The sequence below is a fragment of the Bradyrhizobium sp. HKCCYLS1011 genome (assembly GCF_051167795.1).
Taxonomy (GTDB): domain Bacteria; phylum Pseudomonadota; class Alphaproteobacteria; order Rhizobiales; family Xanthobacteraceae; genus Bradyrhizobium.
The window spans coordinates 323896-341196 of the sequence record NZ_JBNPTT010000003.1 but is presented as its reverse complement, the minus strand read 5'-3'; the positions used below and the strand labels follow the sequence as shown (position 1 = coordinate 341196).

The 17301-nt window shown below is 64.2% G+C and carries 18 protein-coding genes; 13 read left to right on the top strand and 5 right to left on the bottom strand.

Annotated elements, in window-relative coordinates; genetic code table 11:
• Positions 1-5 precede the first annotated feature (5 nt).
• Complete coding sequence (locus tag ACQR1W_RS10505; protein ID WP_434851137.1) at positions 6-1046, bottom strand: glycosyltransferase family 2 protein; 1041 nt, start codon at positions 1044-1046, stop codon at positions 6-8.
• Between the two features lie 285 nt (positions 1047-1331).
• Here ACQR1W_RS10505 and ACQR1W_RS10500 point away from each other — a divergent pair, with 285 nt between their 5' ends.
• Positions 1332-2027 (top strand): class I SAM-dependent methyltransferase, encoded by a 696-nt coding sequence (locus tag ACQR1W_RS10500; RefSeq protein WP_434850708.1) that lies wholly within the window; start codon positions 1332-1334, stop codon positions 2025-2027.
• 68 nt (positions 2028-2095) lie between these two features.
• Here the strand turns inward: ACQR1W_RS10500 and ACQR1W_RS10495 are convergent, their stop codons facing one another.
• The gene (locus ACQR1W_RS10495) at positions 2096-3034 is read right to left on the bottom strand and encodes a hypothetical protein (protein ID WP_434850707.1); all 939 of its coding nucleotides are present in this window, start codon (positions 3032-3034) and stop codon (positions 2096-2098) included.
• Positions 3035-3439: 405 nt separating this feature from the next.
• On the opposite strand from ACQR1W_RS10495, the gene dnaK reads away from it, so the two are divergent.
• The 8 genes from dnaK to ACQR1W_RS10455 all read left to right on the top strand — a co-directional run bounded on the left by dnaK (position 3440) and on the right by ACQR1W_RS10455 (position 10569).
• Positions 3440-5335: a molecular chaperone DnaK gene (gene dnaK / locus ACQR1W_RS10490; protein WP_008968887.1), complete on the top strand. Its 1896-nt coding sequence runs from the start codon at positions 3440-3442 to the stop codon at positions 5333-5335.
• Between the two features lie 143 nt (positions 5336-5478).
• The gene (gene dnaJ / locus ACQR1W_RS10485; RefSeq protein ID WP_008968886.1) at positions 5479-6606 is read left to right on the top strand and encodes a molecular chaperone DnaJ; all 1128 of its coding nucleotides are present in this window, start codon (positions 5479-5481) and stop codon (positions 6604-6606) included.
• 208 nt (positions 6607-6814) lie between these two features.
• A complete protein-coding gene (locus ACQR1W_RS10480) occupies positions 6815-7417 on the top strand; it encodes a class I SAM-dependent methyltransferase (RefSeq protein WP_035981378.1) in 603 nt (200 codons plus the stop codon).
• A complete protein-coding gene (locus tag ACQR1W_RS10475) occupies positions 7417-7995 on the top strand; it encodes an NADPH-dependent FMN reductase (RefSeq protein ID WP_434850706.1) in 579 nt (192 codons plus the stop codon). Before ACQR1W_RS10480 ends, ACQR1W_RS10475 begins: the two co-directional genes overlap by 1 nt.
• A gap of 6 nt (positions 7996-8001) precedes the next feature.
• Positions 8002-8712 (top strand): orotidine-5'-phosphate decarboxylase, encoded by a 711-nt coding sequence (gene pyrF, locus ACQR1W_RS10470; RefSeq protein WP_434850705.1) that lies wholly within the window; start codon positions 8002-8004, stop codon positions 8710-8712.
• Positions 8713-8729: 17 nt separating this feature from the next.
• Positions 8730-9032, top strand: coding sequence for a DUF1330 domain-containing protein (locus ACQR1W_RS10465; RefSeq protein ID WP_434850704.1), 303 nt, complete (start codon positions 8730-8732; stop codon positions 9030-9032).
• Between the two features lie 69 nt (positions 9033-9101).
• Positions 9102-9920: a 4-hydroxy-tetrahydrodipicolinate reductase gene (gene dapB, locus ACQR1W_RS10460; RefSeq protein WP_434850703.1), complete on the top strand. Its 819-nt coding sequence runs from the start codon at positions 9102-9104 to the stop codon at positions 9918-9920.
• Positions 9921-9945: 25 nt separating this feature from the next.
• On the top strand, positions 9946-10569 hold the full coding sequence (locus ACQR1W_RS10455) for a 2,3-bisphosphoglycerate-dependent phosphoglycerate mutase (RefSeq protein ID WP_434850702.1): 624 nt from the start codon (positions 9946-9948) through the stop codon (positions 10567-10569).
• A 209-nt stretch (positions 10570-10778) separates the two neighbouring features.
• Here ACQR1W_RS10455 and ACQR1W_RS10450 read toward each other — a convergent pair whose 3' ends face one another.
• Positions 10779-11678 (bottom strand): methylated-DNA--[protein]-cysteine S-methyltransferase, encoded by a 900-nt coding sequence (locus tag ACQR1W_RS10450; protein ID WP_434850701.1) that lies wholly within the window; start codon positions 11676-11678, stop codon positions 10779-10781.
• A gap of 55 nt (positions 11679-11733) precedes the next feature.
• On the bottom strand, positions 11734-12267 hold the full coding sequence (locus ACQR1W_RS10445; RefSeq protein ID WP_434850700.1) for a DUF2244 domain-containing protein: 534 nt from the start codon (positions 12265-12267) through the stop codon (positions 11734-11736).
• A 22-nt stretch (positions 12268-12289) separates the two neighbouring features.
• Between ACQR1W_RS10445 and nth the strand changes: the two genes are divergently transcribed.
• The 4 genes from nth (at position 12290) to ACQR1W_RS10425 (ending at position 16551) form a co-directional block, all read left to right on the top strand.
• The gene (gene nth, locus ACQR1W_RS10440) at positions 12290-13183 is read left to right on the top strand and encodes an endonuclease III (RefSeq protein WP_434850699.1); all 894 of its coding nucleotides are present in this window, start codon (positions 12290-12292) and stop codon (positions 13181-13183) included.
• Positions 13184-13379: 196 nt separating this feature from the next.
• Positions 13380-14432, top strand: a complete 1053-nt coding sequence (locus ACQR1W_RS10435; protein WP_434850698.1) for a type III polyketide synthase — start codon at positions 13380-13382, stop codon at positions 14430-14432.
• Positions 14429-14932, top strand: a complete 504-nt coding sequence (locus tag ACQR1W_RS10430) for an isoprenylcysteine carboxyl methyltransferase family protein (protein ID WP_434850697.1) — start codon at positions 14429-14431, stop codon at positions 14930-14932. The genes ACQR1W_RS10435 and ACQR1W_RS10430 overlap by 4 nt, the downstream gene beginning before the upstream one ends.
• A complete protein-coding gene (locus ACQR1W_RS10425; RefSeq protein WP_434850696.1) occupies positions 14929-16551 on the top strand; it encodes a DHA2 family efflux MFS transporter permease subunit in 1623 nt (540 codons plus the stop codon). The genes ACQR1W_RS10430 and ACQR1W_RS10425 overlap by 4 nt, the downstream gene beginning before the upstream one ends.
• Here the strand turns inward: ACQR1W_RS10425 and ACQR1W_RS10420 are convergent.
• Entirely contained in the window at positions 16480-17241 is a 762-nt protein-coding gene (locus ACQR1W_RS10420; RefSeq protein ID WP_434850695.1) for a sulfate transporter family protein, read from the bottom strand. The genes ACQR1W_RS10425 and ACQR1W_RS10420 overlap by 72 nt on opposite strands.
• Between the last annotated feature and the right edge of the window lie 60 nt (positions 17242-17301).

Below are 17301 nucleotides of genomic sequence, written 5' to 3'. Positions count from 1 at the left end.
CGCCTTCACGAGGATGCCTCCTCGTAACGGCGCAGCTCGGGTCCCGATTGCGCCAGCAATGTCTTGAGCTGCGTCTTCTCCGTGTCGTCTCGCGAATCGGCCGACAGTTGCGGCAGGCGGCCGCGCCGGTGAATCTGCGAGATCAGAAACAACGGTCTATTCTTTGATTGGATGTAGATCCGGCCGACATATTCACCGATCAGGCCAAGCACCAGAAGCTGAACAGAGGAGATCATCACCACCAGCAGCGTCAAGCTGGTCCATCCGGGAACGGTGCCGGAGAAAATCCAGCTGATCACCGCAGCAATGCCGACGAAGGTGAGCCCGGTCGTCAGCAGCGCACCAATGTAGGTCGCGATCCGCAACGGCACCATCGAGAAGCTGATCAGAGCGTCGGCGGCAAAGCTGATCATTTTCAACAGCGGGTATTTGGTGCTGCCGGCGAACCGCGGTTTGCGGTCGTATTCGTAGGCGACCTGCTTATAGCCGAGCCAGGCTACCATCCCGCGGATGAAGCGATCGTGCTCCGGCATCTGGACCAGCTGGTCCGAGATGCGACGGCTCATCAACCGGAAATCTCCGGTGTCGACGGGAATATGGACCCGCGTGATCCTGGCGAGCAGACGGTAGAAGGTCTCGGCCGACCATTTCTTGAAGCGGGTCTCACCGGCGCGGCTTCGTCGCAGACCGTAGACGACGTCGGCGCCTTCCTGCACCATCATCTCGTACATCGGCGTCAGCAGTTCCGGAGGATCCTGCAGATCGGCGTCGATCACCAGCACCAGATCGCCGCGCACGGTGGAAAGTCCAGCCGTGAGCGCCAGTTGATGGCCATGGTTTCGCGCCAACCGGACGGCAACGACGTTGCGGTCCTCTGCGAGCAACTCGTTGATGAGCTTCCAGGTGCCGTCGGTCGAGCCGTCATCGACCAGAATCAGTTCGAACTTCTGGCCGCACAGCGCGCGTGCGGCAGCCGTCGTCTGACGGTGAAATTCGCGCAAGCTCTCTTCTTCGTTGTAGCAGGGCACAACGATCGAGACGAACATCTTTCCCGGGCGCGGCATCTCGTCCAGCTGTTCTGTCAAATCGGAGGCCTCATGCGACCGCGATGGGGTTATGGCGCGATATCGGGATAGTCGACGACGGCTGGTTAATTGTTCGCCAATTTCCAGGCCGGCCGGGCATGATTCGGGCGGCTCCTCGGGAGGTGCCGGCGGGGGCGCCCGCGCCAATGCAGACCTCCGGTTAAATATTGCGGGCTATCTAGAGGGGAAGATTTGAGCGCTGGCTTGCCCTCCCCGGGCGCCGTTTCAGAGACTGGACCGCGGACGATGGATAAGGCTGAATTTGACCGCTTCGCCGATGCCTACGACGAACAGCACCGTGCGAACATCGCGGTGTCCGGAGAAGGCCCGGAGTATTTCGCGGAATACAAGATCAAGTGTCTCAGGCAGATCGTCGATCGCAATCAGCTCAAGGTGTCGCAGATCTGCGATTTCGGATCGGGAATTGGCAATTCAATTCCCTTCTTCCTGCGGTTCTTTCCGGAAGCGGCATTGACCTCGTCCGATGTATCGGAACGGAGTCTCGCGCTCGGAAAGCAGCGTTATCCCGACGCCGGCGAGAGCATGCTGATCGAGAAGGACCGCATTCCGTGCGAATCCGGCAGATTCGACGTGGTGTTTTCCGCATGCGTGTTCCACCATATCCCCCACGACGAGCACGTCGCGTGGCTGCGGGAGCTGCATCGGATCACGCGGCAGGGCGGCTTGATCGCTGTCTTCGAGCACAATCCGCTGAATCCGCTCACGGTTCATGCCGTGAACACCTGCCCGTTCGATGAGAACGCAAGGCTGGTGTTCCCGCGCGATCTGGCGAGGCGCCTGCAGGCCTCGGGCTGGAGTTCGCCGCAAGTTCAGTACAGCCTGTTTTTCCCGCGCGCGCTTGCCTGGCTGCGGCCCATTGAAGGGATGCTCGGCTGGCTTCCGTTCGGGGCACAGTACGTCGCGCTGGCGCGCAAGTCCTAGGGGTCTCGATGCCAGTCAGGGCTTGCCCAGCCCTGCCAACGGAAGCCTCCCGGCTCCGCTGGGGATACTTACCCTTTGGGCTGGATACCGTCGCGCACGGCCCGGAAGCGCGGGAAGGCGACGGGCCATTGGTCGCGCGGGGCGCTGCCGATGACGCGCAACGTGTTTGGGCCGCCAAAGCGCAGCCACTGCACCACCGTGACAGCAGTATTGTCCTTGCCGCTGGTCGCGTCGATCCGTGTCTCATAGGCCGGCAGGCCATCGATGCGGATCGGCTCAGACATGGTGATGCGCGCATCACGCACCCCGGGAATCGTCGTTGCGGCCTGCTGCGCAAAGCGGGCGCGATCGCCGGGTTCTGCGGGGGCTGCGGCAATCAGGCTGACGACCATGAAGGGCGCGGCCTCGAAGCCCTTGGCCTCGTCGCCGTCGGCAAGGATCAGCGCTGCGCCAGGTGCCAGGGTGCGGATCGTCTTGAAGCTGGCCAGATCGGTGACCTTGAAGGGCATCAGCGAGAGCTGCTCGTCGACCGGAACTTCCTTGCGGACCGCGGCGGAGGCAAACATCTGGCGAACCGCATCATCGGTGTAGATCTTGCTTGCGGTCTCAGGAATCTGCACGGCGACGTAGCCTGAAAAGGTGCCACCGGCGAGAATCATGGAATAGCGGCGCACCGGCGTTGCGCCGTCCTTGCCGTTCTCGACGGTGTAGTACCCGGTGCCGGCTGTCGTCTCGACGCTCTCCGGCTTGATGCCGCCGGTGCCGCCGGGATTGGCGGTGAAGGCGTTCTTCACCTCGCCATAGGCATCGGCGGGCAGCTCCGTCAGCAGCACCTTGACGCTGTGATCTTCAGTCTCGAAGCCGGGAAAGGATTTGGCCAAGGTGAGCCCGACCAATGGCGCCAGCCCGACCCGAACGCCGGGTGGAAAAACCGCATCCGCCGCAAGGACCGGTCGCAGCAGGGTCGCAAACAGCACGGCCGCAGTGAGGAATCGGAAGAACGCCATGAATCATCTGCCTCGTTACCGTATACCGTCGGACATCCGGCTGTCGTCGGCCCCTGCCGGACCGCGACGCTTTTAACGGGTTTGCGGGAGGGGCGACAGGCTTTTGCCTGGGATTTGAAGTTCCTCGACCGACGGTGTTCGGCGTTTGGAATTTCCTAACCACGGCGGTCGATGCCCCTCCGGCCTGACGGGGCCAGGTTCGGATCGGTGCGCGCTCGCTTCATTGTCCGCAAAAGCTTCGGTTTTTCGATCGCGGAGACGGTGGTTCAGTCCTTGCGGGCCGGTCCCCCCCTCCTATATGAGGCTCATCGTCGCAATATCGCGAGCATTTGATCTGAGGGGGTTTTGGATGGGGGCGCCGTCAGGGCCCCTCCCAACCTGCCGCAAAAAGAAGGACATGAGACCATGGGAAAGGTCATCGGGATCGATCTCGGCACCACCAATTCGTGCGTGGCCGTCATGGACGGCAAGACGTCGAAAGTCATCGAGAACGCAGAGGGCATGCGCACGACGCCTTCGATCGTCGCATTCAGCGATGATGGCGAGCGCCTGGTCGGCCAGCCTGCCAAGCGTCAGGCCGTGACCAACCCCGAGCGCACCTTCTTCGCCGTGAAGCGCCTGATCGGCCGCCGCTACGACGACCCGATGGTCGAGAAGGACAAGAAGCTCGTTCCCTATAAGATCGTCAAAGCCGGCAACGGCGACGCCTGGGTCGAGGCCGACGGCAAGACCTATTCGCCCTCGCAGATTTCGGCCTTCATCCTGCAGAAGATGAAGGAGACCGCGGAGGCCCATCTCGGCCAGAAGGTCGATCAGGCCGTCATCACAGTTCCCGCATACTTCAACGACGCCCAGCGCCAGGCGACCAAGGATGCCGGCAAGATCGCGGGCCTCGAAGTGCTGCGCATCATCAACGAGCCGACCGCAGCGGCGCTCGCTTATGGCCTCGACAAGACCAAGACCGGCACCATCGCCGTGTACGATCTCGGCGGCGGCACCTTCGACGTCTCGATCCTGGAGATCGGCGACGGCGTGTTCGAGGTGAAATCGACCAATGGCGACACCTTCCTCGGTGGCGAAGATTTCGACATGCGGCTGGTCAACTATCTGGCCGACGAATTCCAGAAGGAGCAGGGCATCAACCTGCGCAACGACAAGCTCGCGCTGCAGCGCCTGAAGGAGGCTGCTGAGAAGGCCAAGATCGAGCTGTCGTCGACCACGCAGACCGAGATCAACCTGCCCTTCATCACGGCCGATCAGTCCGGCCCGAAGCACCTGACGATGAAGCTGACCCGCGCCAAGTTCGAGGCGTTGGTCGCCGACCTCATCGAGAAGACGGTCGAGCCGTGCCGCAAGGCGCTGAAGGATGCCGGCCTCACCGCCGGCGAGATCGGCGAAGTGGTTCTGGTCGGCGGCATGACCCGCATGCCGAAGATCCAGGAAATGGTGAAGCAGTTCTTCGGCAAGGAGCCGCACAAGGGCGTCAACCCCGACGAGGTGGTGGCGATCGGCGCGGCGATCCAGGCCGGCGTGCTGCAGGGCGACGTCAAGGACGTGCTGCTGCTCGACGTGACCCCGCTGTCGCTGGGCATCGAAACCCTGGGCGGTGTGTTCACCCGCATCATCGACCGCAACACCACGATTCCGACCAAGAAGAGTCAGGTGTTCTCGACCGCCGAGGATAACCAGAACGCGGTCACCATCCGGGTCTTCCAGGGTGAGCGCGAGATGGCGGCGGACAACAAGCTGCTTGGCCAGTTCGACCTGATGGGCATTCCGCCGGCCCCGCGCGGCATGCCGCAGATCGAGGTCACGTTCGACATCGACGCCAACGGCATCGTCAACGTGTCGGCCAAGGACAAGGCGACGGCCAAGGAGCAGCAGATCCGGATCCAGGCCTCCGGCGGTCTGTCGGAAGCCGACATCGACAAGATGGTCAAGGACGCCGAAGCCAATGCCGCCGCGGACAAGAAGCGCCGCGAGGCCGTCGACGCCAAGAACCATGCGGATGCGCTGGTGCATTCTACCGAGAAGGCGCTGGCTGAGCACGGTTCGAAGGTTGCCGAGAGCGAGCGTCGCGCCATCGAGGATGCCGTCAGCGATCTCAAGGAAGCGCTGAAGGGCGACGATGCCGAGGCGATCAAGGCCAAGACCAACACGCTGGCCCAGGCTTCCATGAAGCTTGGTGAGGCAATGTACAAGCAGCAGGCCGAGAGCGACGCGGCCCGCGACGCAGCCAAGGACGATGTCGTCGACGCGGAATTCACCGAGGTCGACGACGACAAGAAGAAATCTGCGTAAAGCCAGGCAGAGGCGATGCCATGACCCCCATGCCAAAGAGCGCGCAGTCCGCGTCTCGTTGGATGGGGGTCATTTTCATTGAACCGGGGGCTGCGCTTTGCGACAGCGCTTCGGCCTGAGGAAGTTTCGGGCGGGTTTGATTGATGTCCACCAAGCGCTGCTACTACGAAACGCTGGAAGTTGATCGCGATGCCGATGAGGGTAAGCTCAAGGCTGCCTTCCGCAAGCTCGCCATGAAATGGCATCCGGACAAAAACCCGGGCGATGCCACCAGCGAGGTGAAATTCAAGGAGATCAACGAGGCCTACGAGGTTTTGCGCGATGCCGAGAAGCGCGCGGCCTATGATCGCTACGGCCACGCCGCTTTCGAGCAGGGCGGAATGGGCGGACCCCACGGCTTCGGCGCCGGCTTCGCCTCGTCCTTCTCCGACATTTTCGAAGACCTGTTCGGCATGGCCGGACAGCGCCGCGGCACGGGCCGTGAGCGTGGTGCCGATCTCCGCTACAACATGGAGATCACGCTGGAAGAGGCGTTCCAGGGCAAGACCGCGCAGATCGAAATTCCAGTGTCGGTCACCTGCGAATCCTGCTCTGGAACCGGTGCCAAGGCCGGCACCAAGCCGAAGACCTGCGGCATGTGCGGCGGCGCGGGCCGGGTCCGCCAAGCCCAAGGCTTCTTTACGCTGGAGCGGACCTGTCCGGGCTGCCAGGGCCGCGGTCAGATGATCGAGGACCCCTGCCCGTCATGCTCGGGCTCCGGGCGCGTCACGCGCGACCGCACGCTGTCGGTCAATATTCCGCAAGGCGTTGAGGACGGTACGCGCATCAGACTCGCGGGCGAGGGCGAAGCCGGCGTCCGGGGCGGACCGCCGGGCGATCTCTACATCTTCCTGTCGCTCACGCCGCATGAGTTTTTCCAGCGCGACGGCGCCGATCTGCATTGCCGCGTGCCGATCTCGATGATCACCGCGGCGCTCGGCGGCGAGTTCGAGGTGCCGACCATCGAAAAGGGCAAGACCAAGGTCAAGATCCCGGCCGGGACCCAATCGGGCCGTCGATTTCGCATCGCAGCGAAGGGCATGCCAGTGCTGCGCTCGCGCCAGACCGGCGACATGTATGTCCAGGTCGTGGTCGAGACGCCACAGAACCTCACCAAGAAGCAGCAGGAACTCTTGCTCGAGTTCGAGAAACTGTCGTCCGGCGAAACCCACCCCGAGGCGGCCGGCTTCTTCGCCAAGGTGAAGGATTTCTTCGGCACGCGTGCCACTTAAGCGATGATGGCCTCAAACCGCAGCTGTTCGCGTGTGTTGCGAGTGCATTGCAACGACGCTCGCCATCGACAATTTTGCGCTGTGGTCGTGGAGCCACGACGCCTAGCCGAGCGTTACGGTTCGGCTTGACCACCTCGCCTTCGATCTATACGTCTTTGTGACTCTTTTCTGACATCGCCGTGAAGAAGCGGTCCCGTCTGGTACTGAGATGCCTCTCCCATCGTCCGTGCGTGCGTCGAAAAAGCCTCTTCGTTTGGACGACGAGGTCCGGTTTCTCCGCTCCTGGATCGAAAAGCCGCTTCATATGGGCGCAGTGATGCCGTCGGGCCGCTTTCTGGCGCGCACGATGGCTCAGTACGTCGATCCGCATGCGTCAGGACCTGTGGTCGAGCTCGGGCCCGGCACCGGGGCGATCACCAATGCGCTGGTGGAGCACGGCGTCGACCAGAAGCGCCTGGTGCTGGTGGAATACAATCCCGGATTCTGCGCCCTGCTGCGTGACCGCTATCCGCAGGCACGGGTGGTTCAGGGCGACGCCTATACGCTGCGTGATACGCTCTGGAACGTCCTCGCGGCGCCGGCGTCGGCGATCGTCTCCGGCCTGCCGCTGGTGACCAAGCCGATGCTCACCCGGCTCAGGCTGATTCGCGACGCCTTTGCGGCCTTGGGACCGGGATCGCCGTTCGTTCAGTTCACTTATTCGGTGGTGCCCCCGATCCCGAAATCCTTGCCGGGCGTGACCACCGAAGCCTCGGAGCGGATCTGGATGAACCTTCCGCCGGCCCGCGTCTGGGTGTATCGCAAGGCCTGATGGCCGCGCTGAAAATCCTCATCATCCCCGGTTCGGCGCGAGCAGGCTCGCGCAACGTCAAGCTCGCCGCTGCGGCCGCCCACCGGTTCGCGCAGGCGGACGTCGATGTGACCCGGATTTCGCTCGGGGATTTTCCGCTGCCGATCTACGACGCGGACCTGCAGCAGGCATCGGGGATTCCTAAGGACGCCGTGAACCTCAAGCGCATGATCAGCGCGCATCAGGGCGTCCTGCTCGTCACTCCCGAATACAACGCGTCGATCCCACCGCTGTTGAAGAACGCCATCGACTGGGTCAGTCGGATCCAGGAGCCGCAGGAGCGCCGCGGCGAGGTGTTTCGGACCCGGCCGTTTGCCATTGCCGCGGCATCCGAAGGCCGTCTCGGCGGCAGCCGGGCGCTGGCCACGCTGCGGCTGGTGCTGACGGCCTGTCATGCCACCGTAATCCCCAACCAGCTTGCACTGTCCTTCGCCGATCAGGCCTATGACGAGACGGACCGCCTGAAGCAGCCGCAAGATATCGACGCGCTCGATGCCCTGGTCCGGCAATTGATCGCGTTTGCACAGCAGATGAAGTGAGATGACATGGCAAGCCAGATTGCGCCGCGCGACCGGCTGATCGTCGCGCTCGACCTGCCAGGGGTAGGCGAGGCGGAAGCGATGATCGACCGCCTTGGTGACAGCGTGAGCTTCTACAAGATCGGCTACCAGCTCGCCTTTGCCGGCGGACTGGCGCTGGTGCCGAAGCTCGCTGCCGGCGGCAAGAAAGTGTTTGTGGACCTGAAGCTGCACGACATCGGCAACACGGTTGCGCGCGGGGTCGAAAGCATCGCCAAGTCGGGCGCAACCTTTCTCACCGTGCATGCTTATCCGCAGACCATGAAAGCGGCCGTCGAAGGTCGTACGGGATCGGCTTTGCGGATTCTCGCCGTGACGGTCCTGACCTCCTACGATGAGGCCGATCTCAGCGCGGCCGGCTACCGGCTCGGCGTCTCCGAGCTGGTGGAGATGCGCGCCCGCCAGGCGCAGTCGCTCGGTGTCGATGGTCTGGTCTGCTCCGCGGAGGAAGCGGCTGCTCTGCGCAGGGTCGTGGGCCACCAACTCGCGCTGGTCACGCCGGGCATCCGACCCGCCGGTGCGGCGACGGGCGACCAGAAGCGGGTCATGACGCCTGCGCGCGCAATCGCCGCCGGCAGCGATTATCTCGTGGTCGGCCGGCCGGTCGTTGGCGCGCCCGATCCAAAAGCGGCCGCCGAGGCCATTCACGCCGAGATCGCCGAGGCGCTCGGTCAATAAACAAAAGGAGAAGCGAGATGGCCAAAGCCTATTGGATCGCCCGCATCGACGTGCACAACATGGACGGCTACAAGGAGTACGTCGCCCAGAACGGCGCGATATTCCACAAATACGGTGCCAGGTTTCTGGTTAGGGGCGGACAGTACGAAACCCGGGAAGGCTCCTCGCGTTCACGCAATGTCGTGCTGGAGTTCAAGGACTACGAGACCGCGCTGGCCTGCTACAATTCGCCCGAATACCAGCGTCTGGTCGCGATTCGCGCCCCGCATTCCGAGGGCGATCTCGTCATCATCGAGGGTTATGACGGGCCGCAGCCCTGACCTTATCCCTGATCGGGTTGCCGCCGCTGCCTGGCACGGGTTATAGCCTCTAGCAGCGAGGAAAATAGCATGTCCAAGATGCGGTTGATTGTTGCTGGCGCCGGCGGCCGGATGGGCCGCGCGCTGGTACGCGCGATTGCCGAGGCTGAGGGCGCGGTGCTGGCGGGCGCTTTGGAGGCACCGGGTTCCGACCTGATCGGCAAGGACGCCGGCGTTCTTGCCGGCCTGCCCGCCAACGGAATCAAGCTCTCCGCCGATCTCTGGGCAATGTCGGAACAGGCCGACGGCATTCTCGATTTCACGGTGCCCGCCGCCACCATCGCCAACGTCGCGATCGCGGCCGAGCGCGGCATCGTTCATGTCGTCGGCACCACCGGGCTCTCGGCGTCGGATGATGCCGTGATCAAGAGCGTCACCAAGCGCGCCGTGGTCGTGCAGTCCGGCAATATGAGCCTCGGCGTCAATCTGCTGGCCGCGCTGGTCAAGCGCGTGGCGCAGTCGCTGGACGACAGCTTCGATATCGAGATCCTGGAGATGCATCACAAGGCCAAGGTCGACGCACCGTCGGGCACCGCCTTGATGCTCGGCCGGGCCGCGGCTGCGGGCCGTGGCATCAACCTGGATCAGCATTCCGCACGGGGCCGCGACGGCTTCACCGGTGCCCGGCAGACCGGTGACATCGGCTTTGCCTCCCTGCGCGGCGGCAGTGCGGCAGGTGACCACAGCGTGATCTTCGCAGGTCCTTCCGAGCGGCTGGTGCTCTCGCATCACGCCGAGGATCGGATGATCTTTGCCCATGGCGCGCTGAAGGCGGCGCTGTGGGCGCATGGCAAGCCGCCCGGCCATTATTCGATGGACGATGTGCTCGGCCTGAAAGATTTCTTCTAGTTTTAACGTCGACGGAAGTGAGCCAATGAGCGAACGTCTCCTGGTGCTGGTGCGCCACGGCCAGAGCGAGTGGAATCTGAAAAATCTATTCACCGGCTGGAAGGATCCTGATCTCACCGAGCTCGGCGTCGCCGAGGCCAAGGAAGCCGGGCGGAAGCTGAAGGCGCAGGGTTTGACGTTCGACGTCGCCTTCACCTCGGTCCTGCAGCGCGCCCAGCACACGCTGGATATGATCCTCACCGAGCTCGGTCAGGACGGTCTCAAGACATACAAAGATCAAGCGCTCAACGAGCGCGACTATGGCGATCTCTCCGGCCTCAACAAGGACGACGCCCGCAAGAAATGGGGCGAGGAGCAGGTGCACGTCTGGCGCCGCTCCTATGACGTGCCGCCGCCCGGCGGCGAGAGCCTGAAGGATACGCTGGCGCGCGCCCTGCCCTATTACGTCCAGGAGATCCTGCCCGGCGTGCTGCGCGGCGAGCGCACGCTGGTCGCTGCGCACGGCAACTCGCTGCGCGCGCTGATCATGGTGCTGGAGAAGCTGTCGCCTGAAGGCATCCTGAAGCGCGAACTCGCCACCGGCGTGCCCATCATCTACCGCCTGAATGCGGATTCCACCGTCGCCTCCAAGCTCGATCTGGCGTCGTAGGCGGTTGTTCGCGGGCAATCGTTAGTCGGGACTTAACCTCTCCCCGCTTGCGGGGAGATGTCGGATTGCATCGGTAGATGCAATCCGGGTGAGGGGGTACAGGTCTAACATCTTGCACTGTTCGGGCGTCTGCCCCTCACCCCGACCCTCTCCCCGTAAAGGACGGGGAGAGGGAGCGCAGCGTTCACCGCGGCAAAGCTCCCGCGCGACTACATATCTCCCACCTGCCCGGCTTCCCAGCCGAGCATGGCCTTCTTGCGGGTCAGGCCCCAGTGATAGCCGGTCAGCGCGCCGCTCTTGCCGAGGGCGCGATGGCAGGGGACCACGAACGAAATCGGGTTCTTGCCGACCGCGGCGCCGACTGCTCGCGATGCCTTCGGCGCCTGCAGCCTGTTGGCGATGTCGGAATAGCTGACCGCGCGCCCCATCGGGATTTTCAACAGCGTCTCCCAGACCCGGACCTCGAAGTCGGTGCCGATCAGCACGACGCGCAGCGGCTGGTCCGAACACCAGAGCTTGGTGTCGAAGATGCGCTGTGCCAGCGCCGCGGTGCCTGCGGCGTCCTCGACATAGGTCGCGCGCGGCCAGCGGCTCTGCATGTCCGCGAGCGCCGAGGCCTCCTCGCCGGGATCGGCAAAGGCGAGCCCAGCGAGACCGCGATTGGTGGCCATCACCAGAGCAGTGCCGAACGGCGATGGATGAAAGCCGTAGGCCAGGGTCATGCCGGCGCCGCCGGTCTTCCATTCACCCGGCGACATCGCCTCATGGGTGACGAACAGGTCGTGCAGCCGGCCCGGGCCGGACAGGCCGGAATCGAGGGCGGCATCGAGCACGCTGGCCGAGCCCTTCAGCAGGCCCTTTGCATGATCAAGCGTGAGGGCCTGCATGAACGCTTTCGGCGTGAGCCCGGCCCAGCGGCGGAACAAATGGTGCAATTCGTCTGGCGTGACGCCGGCGGCATCGGCCATGTCCTCGATGGTCGGCTGTCGGCGCCAATGTTCGGAAATGAAGGCGATCGCCCGGCGCACCGAGTCATAGTCGCGCAGCGCGGCGGACTGTTGGGGGCCTGGCCTGACCAGGCTCTGATCATGAACGGCAAGGGTCATCATGGCCTGGATGTATGGCGGCGAGGGCTGTCACTCCACCCGATTTCTGACTTGTCCGCTAGATCGGATTGAGCACCGGGCCGCGCCGCGCGGCCTGGAGGGCTGCTGTCAAGGCTTTGGCAAAGCTCGCTTTTTCGTCTGGACCCAGAAAGCTTCCGATCGCCACCCGCTCGCCGCGTGAGACCAGATACAGGTACTCGACGCCGAATTCCTCATGGGTAATCTGGTCGAGCCTCACCCAGAGCGGATTGAAGATCCATTCCATCACATGGCCGCGGTGGCTGACCCGCCGCAGCCGCAATTCGGACGGGGTCATGGACACCTGCTCATAGGCACGGGCGCGCCGGAAGTTGACCTTGAAGGCCCAATAGATCGCGAGTGCGTCGAGGCCAAAGAAACCCAGGATCGGCCAGGCGCCCATCAGCCAGGAGGCGATGCCGCCGACGAAGCTGACGCCGCTGACCACCACCATCAGGACGATGAAGCCGGTCTGGTTCAGCGAGCGGTGCGGGGTGAGCAGCGCCGAGAACAGTTCGGCGTCGGTGGGCTCCGGCACCTGCTGTTCGGGCGCAAAAGCATTGCCTGTTGTCATGGCGGATCAGTATACCCGGATCATGGCTAAAATCACCCGCCCCCAACGCGCCACCAAGGCCGCGGTTCGATCCGCGCCCGAGAAGACCGTCAAGAAGGCGGCGAAGAACGCTGCCAGGACGGCTCCCAAGTCGGCTGCCAAGACGGCTCCGAAGTCGGCCCACAAGGCCGTCGTTCGCAAGCCGGTCGCCAAGAAGGTCGTCAAGACGCCGAAGACGGCGGCTCGGCCGGCCAGGGCGGCCCTGAACACGGCGCTCAAGCCGGCCCTGAAGGCAGCCAAACCCTGGACTCCGGCGGAAATCCGCGACGCCTTCAGCCGCTTCGCCAAGGCCAATCCGGAACCGAAGGGCGAGCTGGAGCATCTCAATCCCTTCACCCTGCTGGTCGCGGTGGTGCTCTCGGCGCAGGCCACCGATGCCGGCGTCAACAAGGCGACCCGGCCGCTGTTTGCCGTTGCCGACACGCCGCAGAAGATGATCGCGCTCGGCGAGGACCGCTTGCGCGACTATATCAAAACCGTCGGGCTTTATCGCACCAAGGCCAAGAACGTCATCGCGCTGTCGGAGAAACTGATCAGAGATTTCGGCGGCGAGGTGCCGCGCACGCGCGCCGAGATCGAGTCGCTGCCCGGAGCCGGGCGCAAGACCGCGAATGTCGTGCTCAACATGGCCTTCGGCGAACGCACGATGGCCGTCGATACCCACGTGTTTCGCGTCGCCAACCGCACCGGGCTCGCGCCGGGCAAAACACCGCTAGAGGTTGAGCTCGGTCTGGAAAACGTGATCCCGGCCGAGTTCATGCTCCACGCCCATCACTGGCTGATCCTGCACGGCCGCTACACCTGTCTGGCGCGCAAGCCCCGCTGCGAGCTCTGCCTGATCAACGATCTCTGCCGCTGGCCGGAGAAGACCGTCTGAGCTGATCACGGAGCATGTTAGCTAGGGACTTCAAATCAACGGCATTGGACGCGGTCTGACCACGTGCGGGCCACATCGCCGCCCCCATTCGAAACTGAAATGCAATAGCCGGTTGACCGGTTGGAGTGAGTGGCATGTGACATACCCGGTGCCGCCGCTGCTTGATGCTTCGTCGGAGTGGGGAAGGACCCGTCGCATGAACAACGCCGCTGCACTCGTATCGCTTGCGACTGCGGTCCCACCGCATCAATTCCATCAGCACGAGGTGATGGAGGCTGCGCGCGAGATCCTGGCCCCGCGCTTTCCGCAATTCGAGACGCTGTCGACCCTTTTCTCCAATACCGGGATTCGCCATCGCTACGGCGTCATGCCGTTCGAATGGTACATGGAACGGCGCGGCTGGCCGGAGCGCACGCAAGCCTATCTCGACGGCGCGGAAGCACTGTTTGTCGACGCCGCGCGCAAGGCGCTGGCGGAAGCGGACCTTGCGGCATCCGACATCGACACCATCGTGACCGTGAGCTCGACGGGGATCGCGACGCCGACGCTCGAAGCGCGCGTGGCGACGCAGATGGGATTCCGCGCGGACGTGTCCCGCGTGCCGGTGTTCGGGCTCGGCTGTGCCGGCGGCGTGTCGGGCCTGTCGATCGCCTCGCGGCTGGCCCAGGCGCGGCCGGGCACCAATGTTCTGTTCGTGACGTTCGAGCTCTGCACGCTCGCGGTCCGCCACGATGAGTTGACCAAGGCCAACATCGTCGCGCTCAGCCTGTTTGGCGACGGTGCCGCCGCGGCTATCTTGCGCGCCGGCGATGGCGGTGCGACGCAGGTGGAGGCGACCGGCGAGAAGCTGTGGCCGGACACGCTCGACATCATGGGCTGGCGTGTCGATCCCGAGGGTTTCGGCGTGATCTTCCAGCGCACGATTCCCGATTTCGTCACCGAGAACATGGGGCCGGCCGTCACCGAGATCCTCGAACGTATGCGGCTTGCGCCGGCCAATGTCGATCGTTTCGTCTGCCATCCCGGCGGATCGAAGGTGATCACCGCGCTGGAACGGGCGCTGTCGCTCGACCAGGGCACACTCGATCATGAGCGCGACATCATCGCCGACTATGGCAACATGTCAGCGCCCACGGTCCTGTTTGTGCTGGAGCGCGCCCGCGCGCGCGGCCTGCCGCAACGCTCGGTGTTGACCGCACTCGGACCCGGCTTCACCGCCAGTTGCATCTCGTTACGGCACGCAGCATGACGATCGCTTCCTTCATCCTTGCGCTTGTCACGATGCAGCGGCTGGGCGAGCTGGTGCTCGCCCAGCACAATACGCGCCGACTGCGCGCACTTGGCGCGGTCGAAGTCGGTGCCAACCATTATCCGATGCTGGTTTCGATGCATGCAGCCTGGCTGATCGCGTTGTGGATCTGGGGCCATGCCCAGCCGGTCGACCCGTTTCTCCTGGCGGGCTTCGTGCTGCTCCAGGGACTGCGGTGGTGGGTGCTCTCGACATTGGGTCCGCGCTGGACCACGCGGATCATCGTCCTGCCGGGCAGGCCGCTGGTGGCGGAGGGGCCGTACCGCTACATGTCGCATCCCAACTATGCCGTCGTCGCGACGGAGATCGCACTCCTGCCGCTTGCCCTACATCTGCCGTGGGTCGCACTCATATTCTCGATTCTGAATGCAGGCATGCTGGCGGTCCGTATCCGGGCCGAGCAGCACGCGCTTGCCGAGATCGGGGGGCAGGTCGCATGAACAGCCAATCCGCGTCGCAGTCGATGCCAAGCCTCGCCACTTGGCTCGGCTTCCTGCTGATGTGCCTTGGCATGTTCATGGCGATCCTGGACATCCAGGTCGTCGCGACCTCGCTGCCGACCATCCAGGACGCGCTCGGCATCTCGCCGGAGGCGATGAGCTGGATCCAGACCGCCTATCTGATCGCGGAGATCATCGCGATTCCGCTCACGGGCCTTTTGACGCGCGTGTTCAGCCTGCGCTGGCTGTTCGTCGCCGCGGTCAGCCTGTTCACGCTGGCGTCGTTCGGCTGCGCGCTGAGCGTCAGTTTCGAGATGCTGCTGGCCTTTCGCGTGCTGCAGGGCTTCTCTGGCGGCGTGTTGATTCCGGCGGTGTTCTCAGCCGTCTTTCTATTGTTTCCCTCACGCCTGCATGCCGTAGCCACCACGATCGCCGGCGTCGTGGCGGTGCTGGCGCCGACTATCGGCCCCGTGGTTGGCGGCTACATCACCGACACCTGGTCTTGGCCGTGGCTGTTCCTGATCAATGTCGCGCCGGGCATCGTGGCCGCATCGGCGACGCCCCGGCTTCTGCCGCGTCAATCGACCGATTTCGCCGAACTGTCCAAGCTCGACATTCCCGCCTTGGCATTGTTGGCGGTGGCGCTGACAAGCCTCGAGATCGGGTTGAAGGAGGCGCCGGAACGCGGCTGGCTGTCGCCGAATTGCCTCGCGCTGCTGGTGCTCAGCGGCTCGAGCCTGGTCCTGCTGGTTCAGCGCACCCTGTTGGCCGCGCATCCGATCGTGCGGCTTGCGAGCCTCAAGCGGCGCAGCTTTGCGATCGGCTGCGGTCTGAGCTTCTGTCTTGGCGTCGGACTGTTCGGTTCGGTCTACCTGATGCCGGTGTTCCTTGCCTTCGTTCGTCACCACGGCGCCTTCGAGATCGGCATGATCATGCTGGTGACCGGCGTGGCGCAACTGCTCGCCGCGCCCTGCGTGACCCTGCTCGAGAGCCGCGTCGACGCGAGGGTGTTGGCCGCCTTCGGCTTCGCGCTGTTCGCGGCCGGTCTCGGAATGAGCGCGTTTCAGCCGCGCACCGCCGACTACGCTGAAATGTTCGGTCCGCAGGTGATCCGCGGCATCGGCATCATGTTCTGCCTGCTGCCGCCGACGCGGATCGCACTTGGCGATCTGCCGCAGTCGGAGGTCGCCGATGCCAGTGCGCTGTTCAACTTGATGCGGAATCTGGGTGGCGCCATCGGCATCGCGCTGATCGATACGATCATCTACGGCCGCCTCAGCATCCATGCCGCCGATCTGCGCGACCGGCTGCTGGCTGGTGATGTCTCGGCCGCCAATGCGATCGGGCTGCAGCCCGAGCTTCTGTTGCACCGGCCGCCGGGGATGCCTGATGAGGCGACCATCGCCTATGTGCGGCCCCTGGTCGAAAAGGCCTCGCTCGCGCTGTGCGTCAACGAGGCCTGGGCGTTGCTGGCGGGCGTGTCGTTGTTCGCGTTGCTGATCCTGCTGTTTGCGCGTGAGCGCGAGACGGTTGCGGAGGCGCCAGTATCAATCGCGCTGGAAGCTCCCCGCCACACTGCGCCGAGACGGCTCGATCAGCTCGGGCCGCGGCCCCGATAGCCGCTTGTGCATGTGGACCATGAACGCCATGCCGAACAGCGGCGTGGCGAGATTGACGATCGGGATCGAGACGAAGGCGGCAATGATCAGTCCGGCGGTGAACACCGTCGCCGCGTTGTCGCGCCGCATCGCCTTGGCTTCGGCCGGCGGCCGGAACCGCATCGCCGCCAGCTCGAAATATTCCCGGCCGAGCAGCCAGGCTGCTGCAAGGAAGAAGATGGCAAAGCCCGCGCCCGCCAGGAACACGAAGGGCAGCGCGATCAGATAGACCAGAATGGTGAGGCCGGCCGTCTTCAGCCCTTCCTGCATCGCGAGCCCGAAGGGGAGCGCGACGCCGGGCCGTTCCGCGGGATAGTATTCGCGCTCGACATGTTCGGCGACTTCGTCGACGAACAGGCTCGCCACGACCGATGTAATCGCCGGCATCAGCATGATGCCGCCGAACACGACGCCGAACCCGGCGGCAATCGAGATGATCCAGGCCAGCACGTCGAGCGTGGTGTGGAAATTCGGGCCCAGCATGGCCTCCGCCCAGCCTTCGCCGGCCGTTGCGAGCCAGCTCAGGAACCGTTGCAGGCCGATCGCCAGCACCGTGACCAGGATCAGCGCAAGTCCGACCGATCGCCACAGGATGGAGCGCATCGGCGGCGATAGCATTTGCGAAAGCGCCTTCACGGCGGCGTCGATCATGGGATCCGGACCTCTCTTATAAGCCAACCAGAGAGGTAGACATGTCAGCAGCAGCCGGCA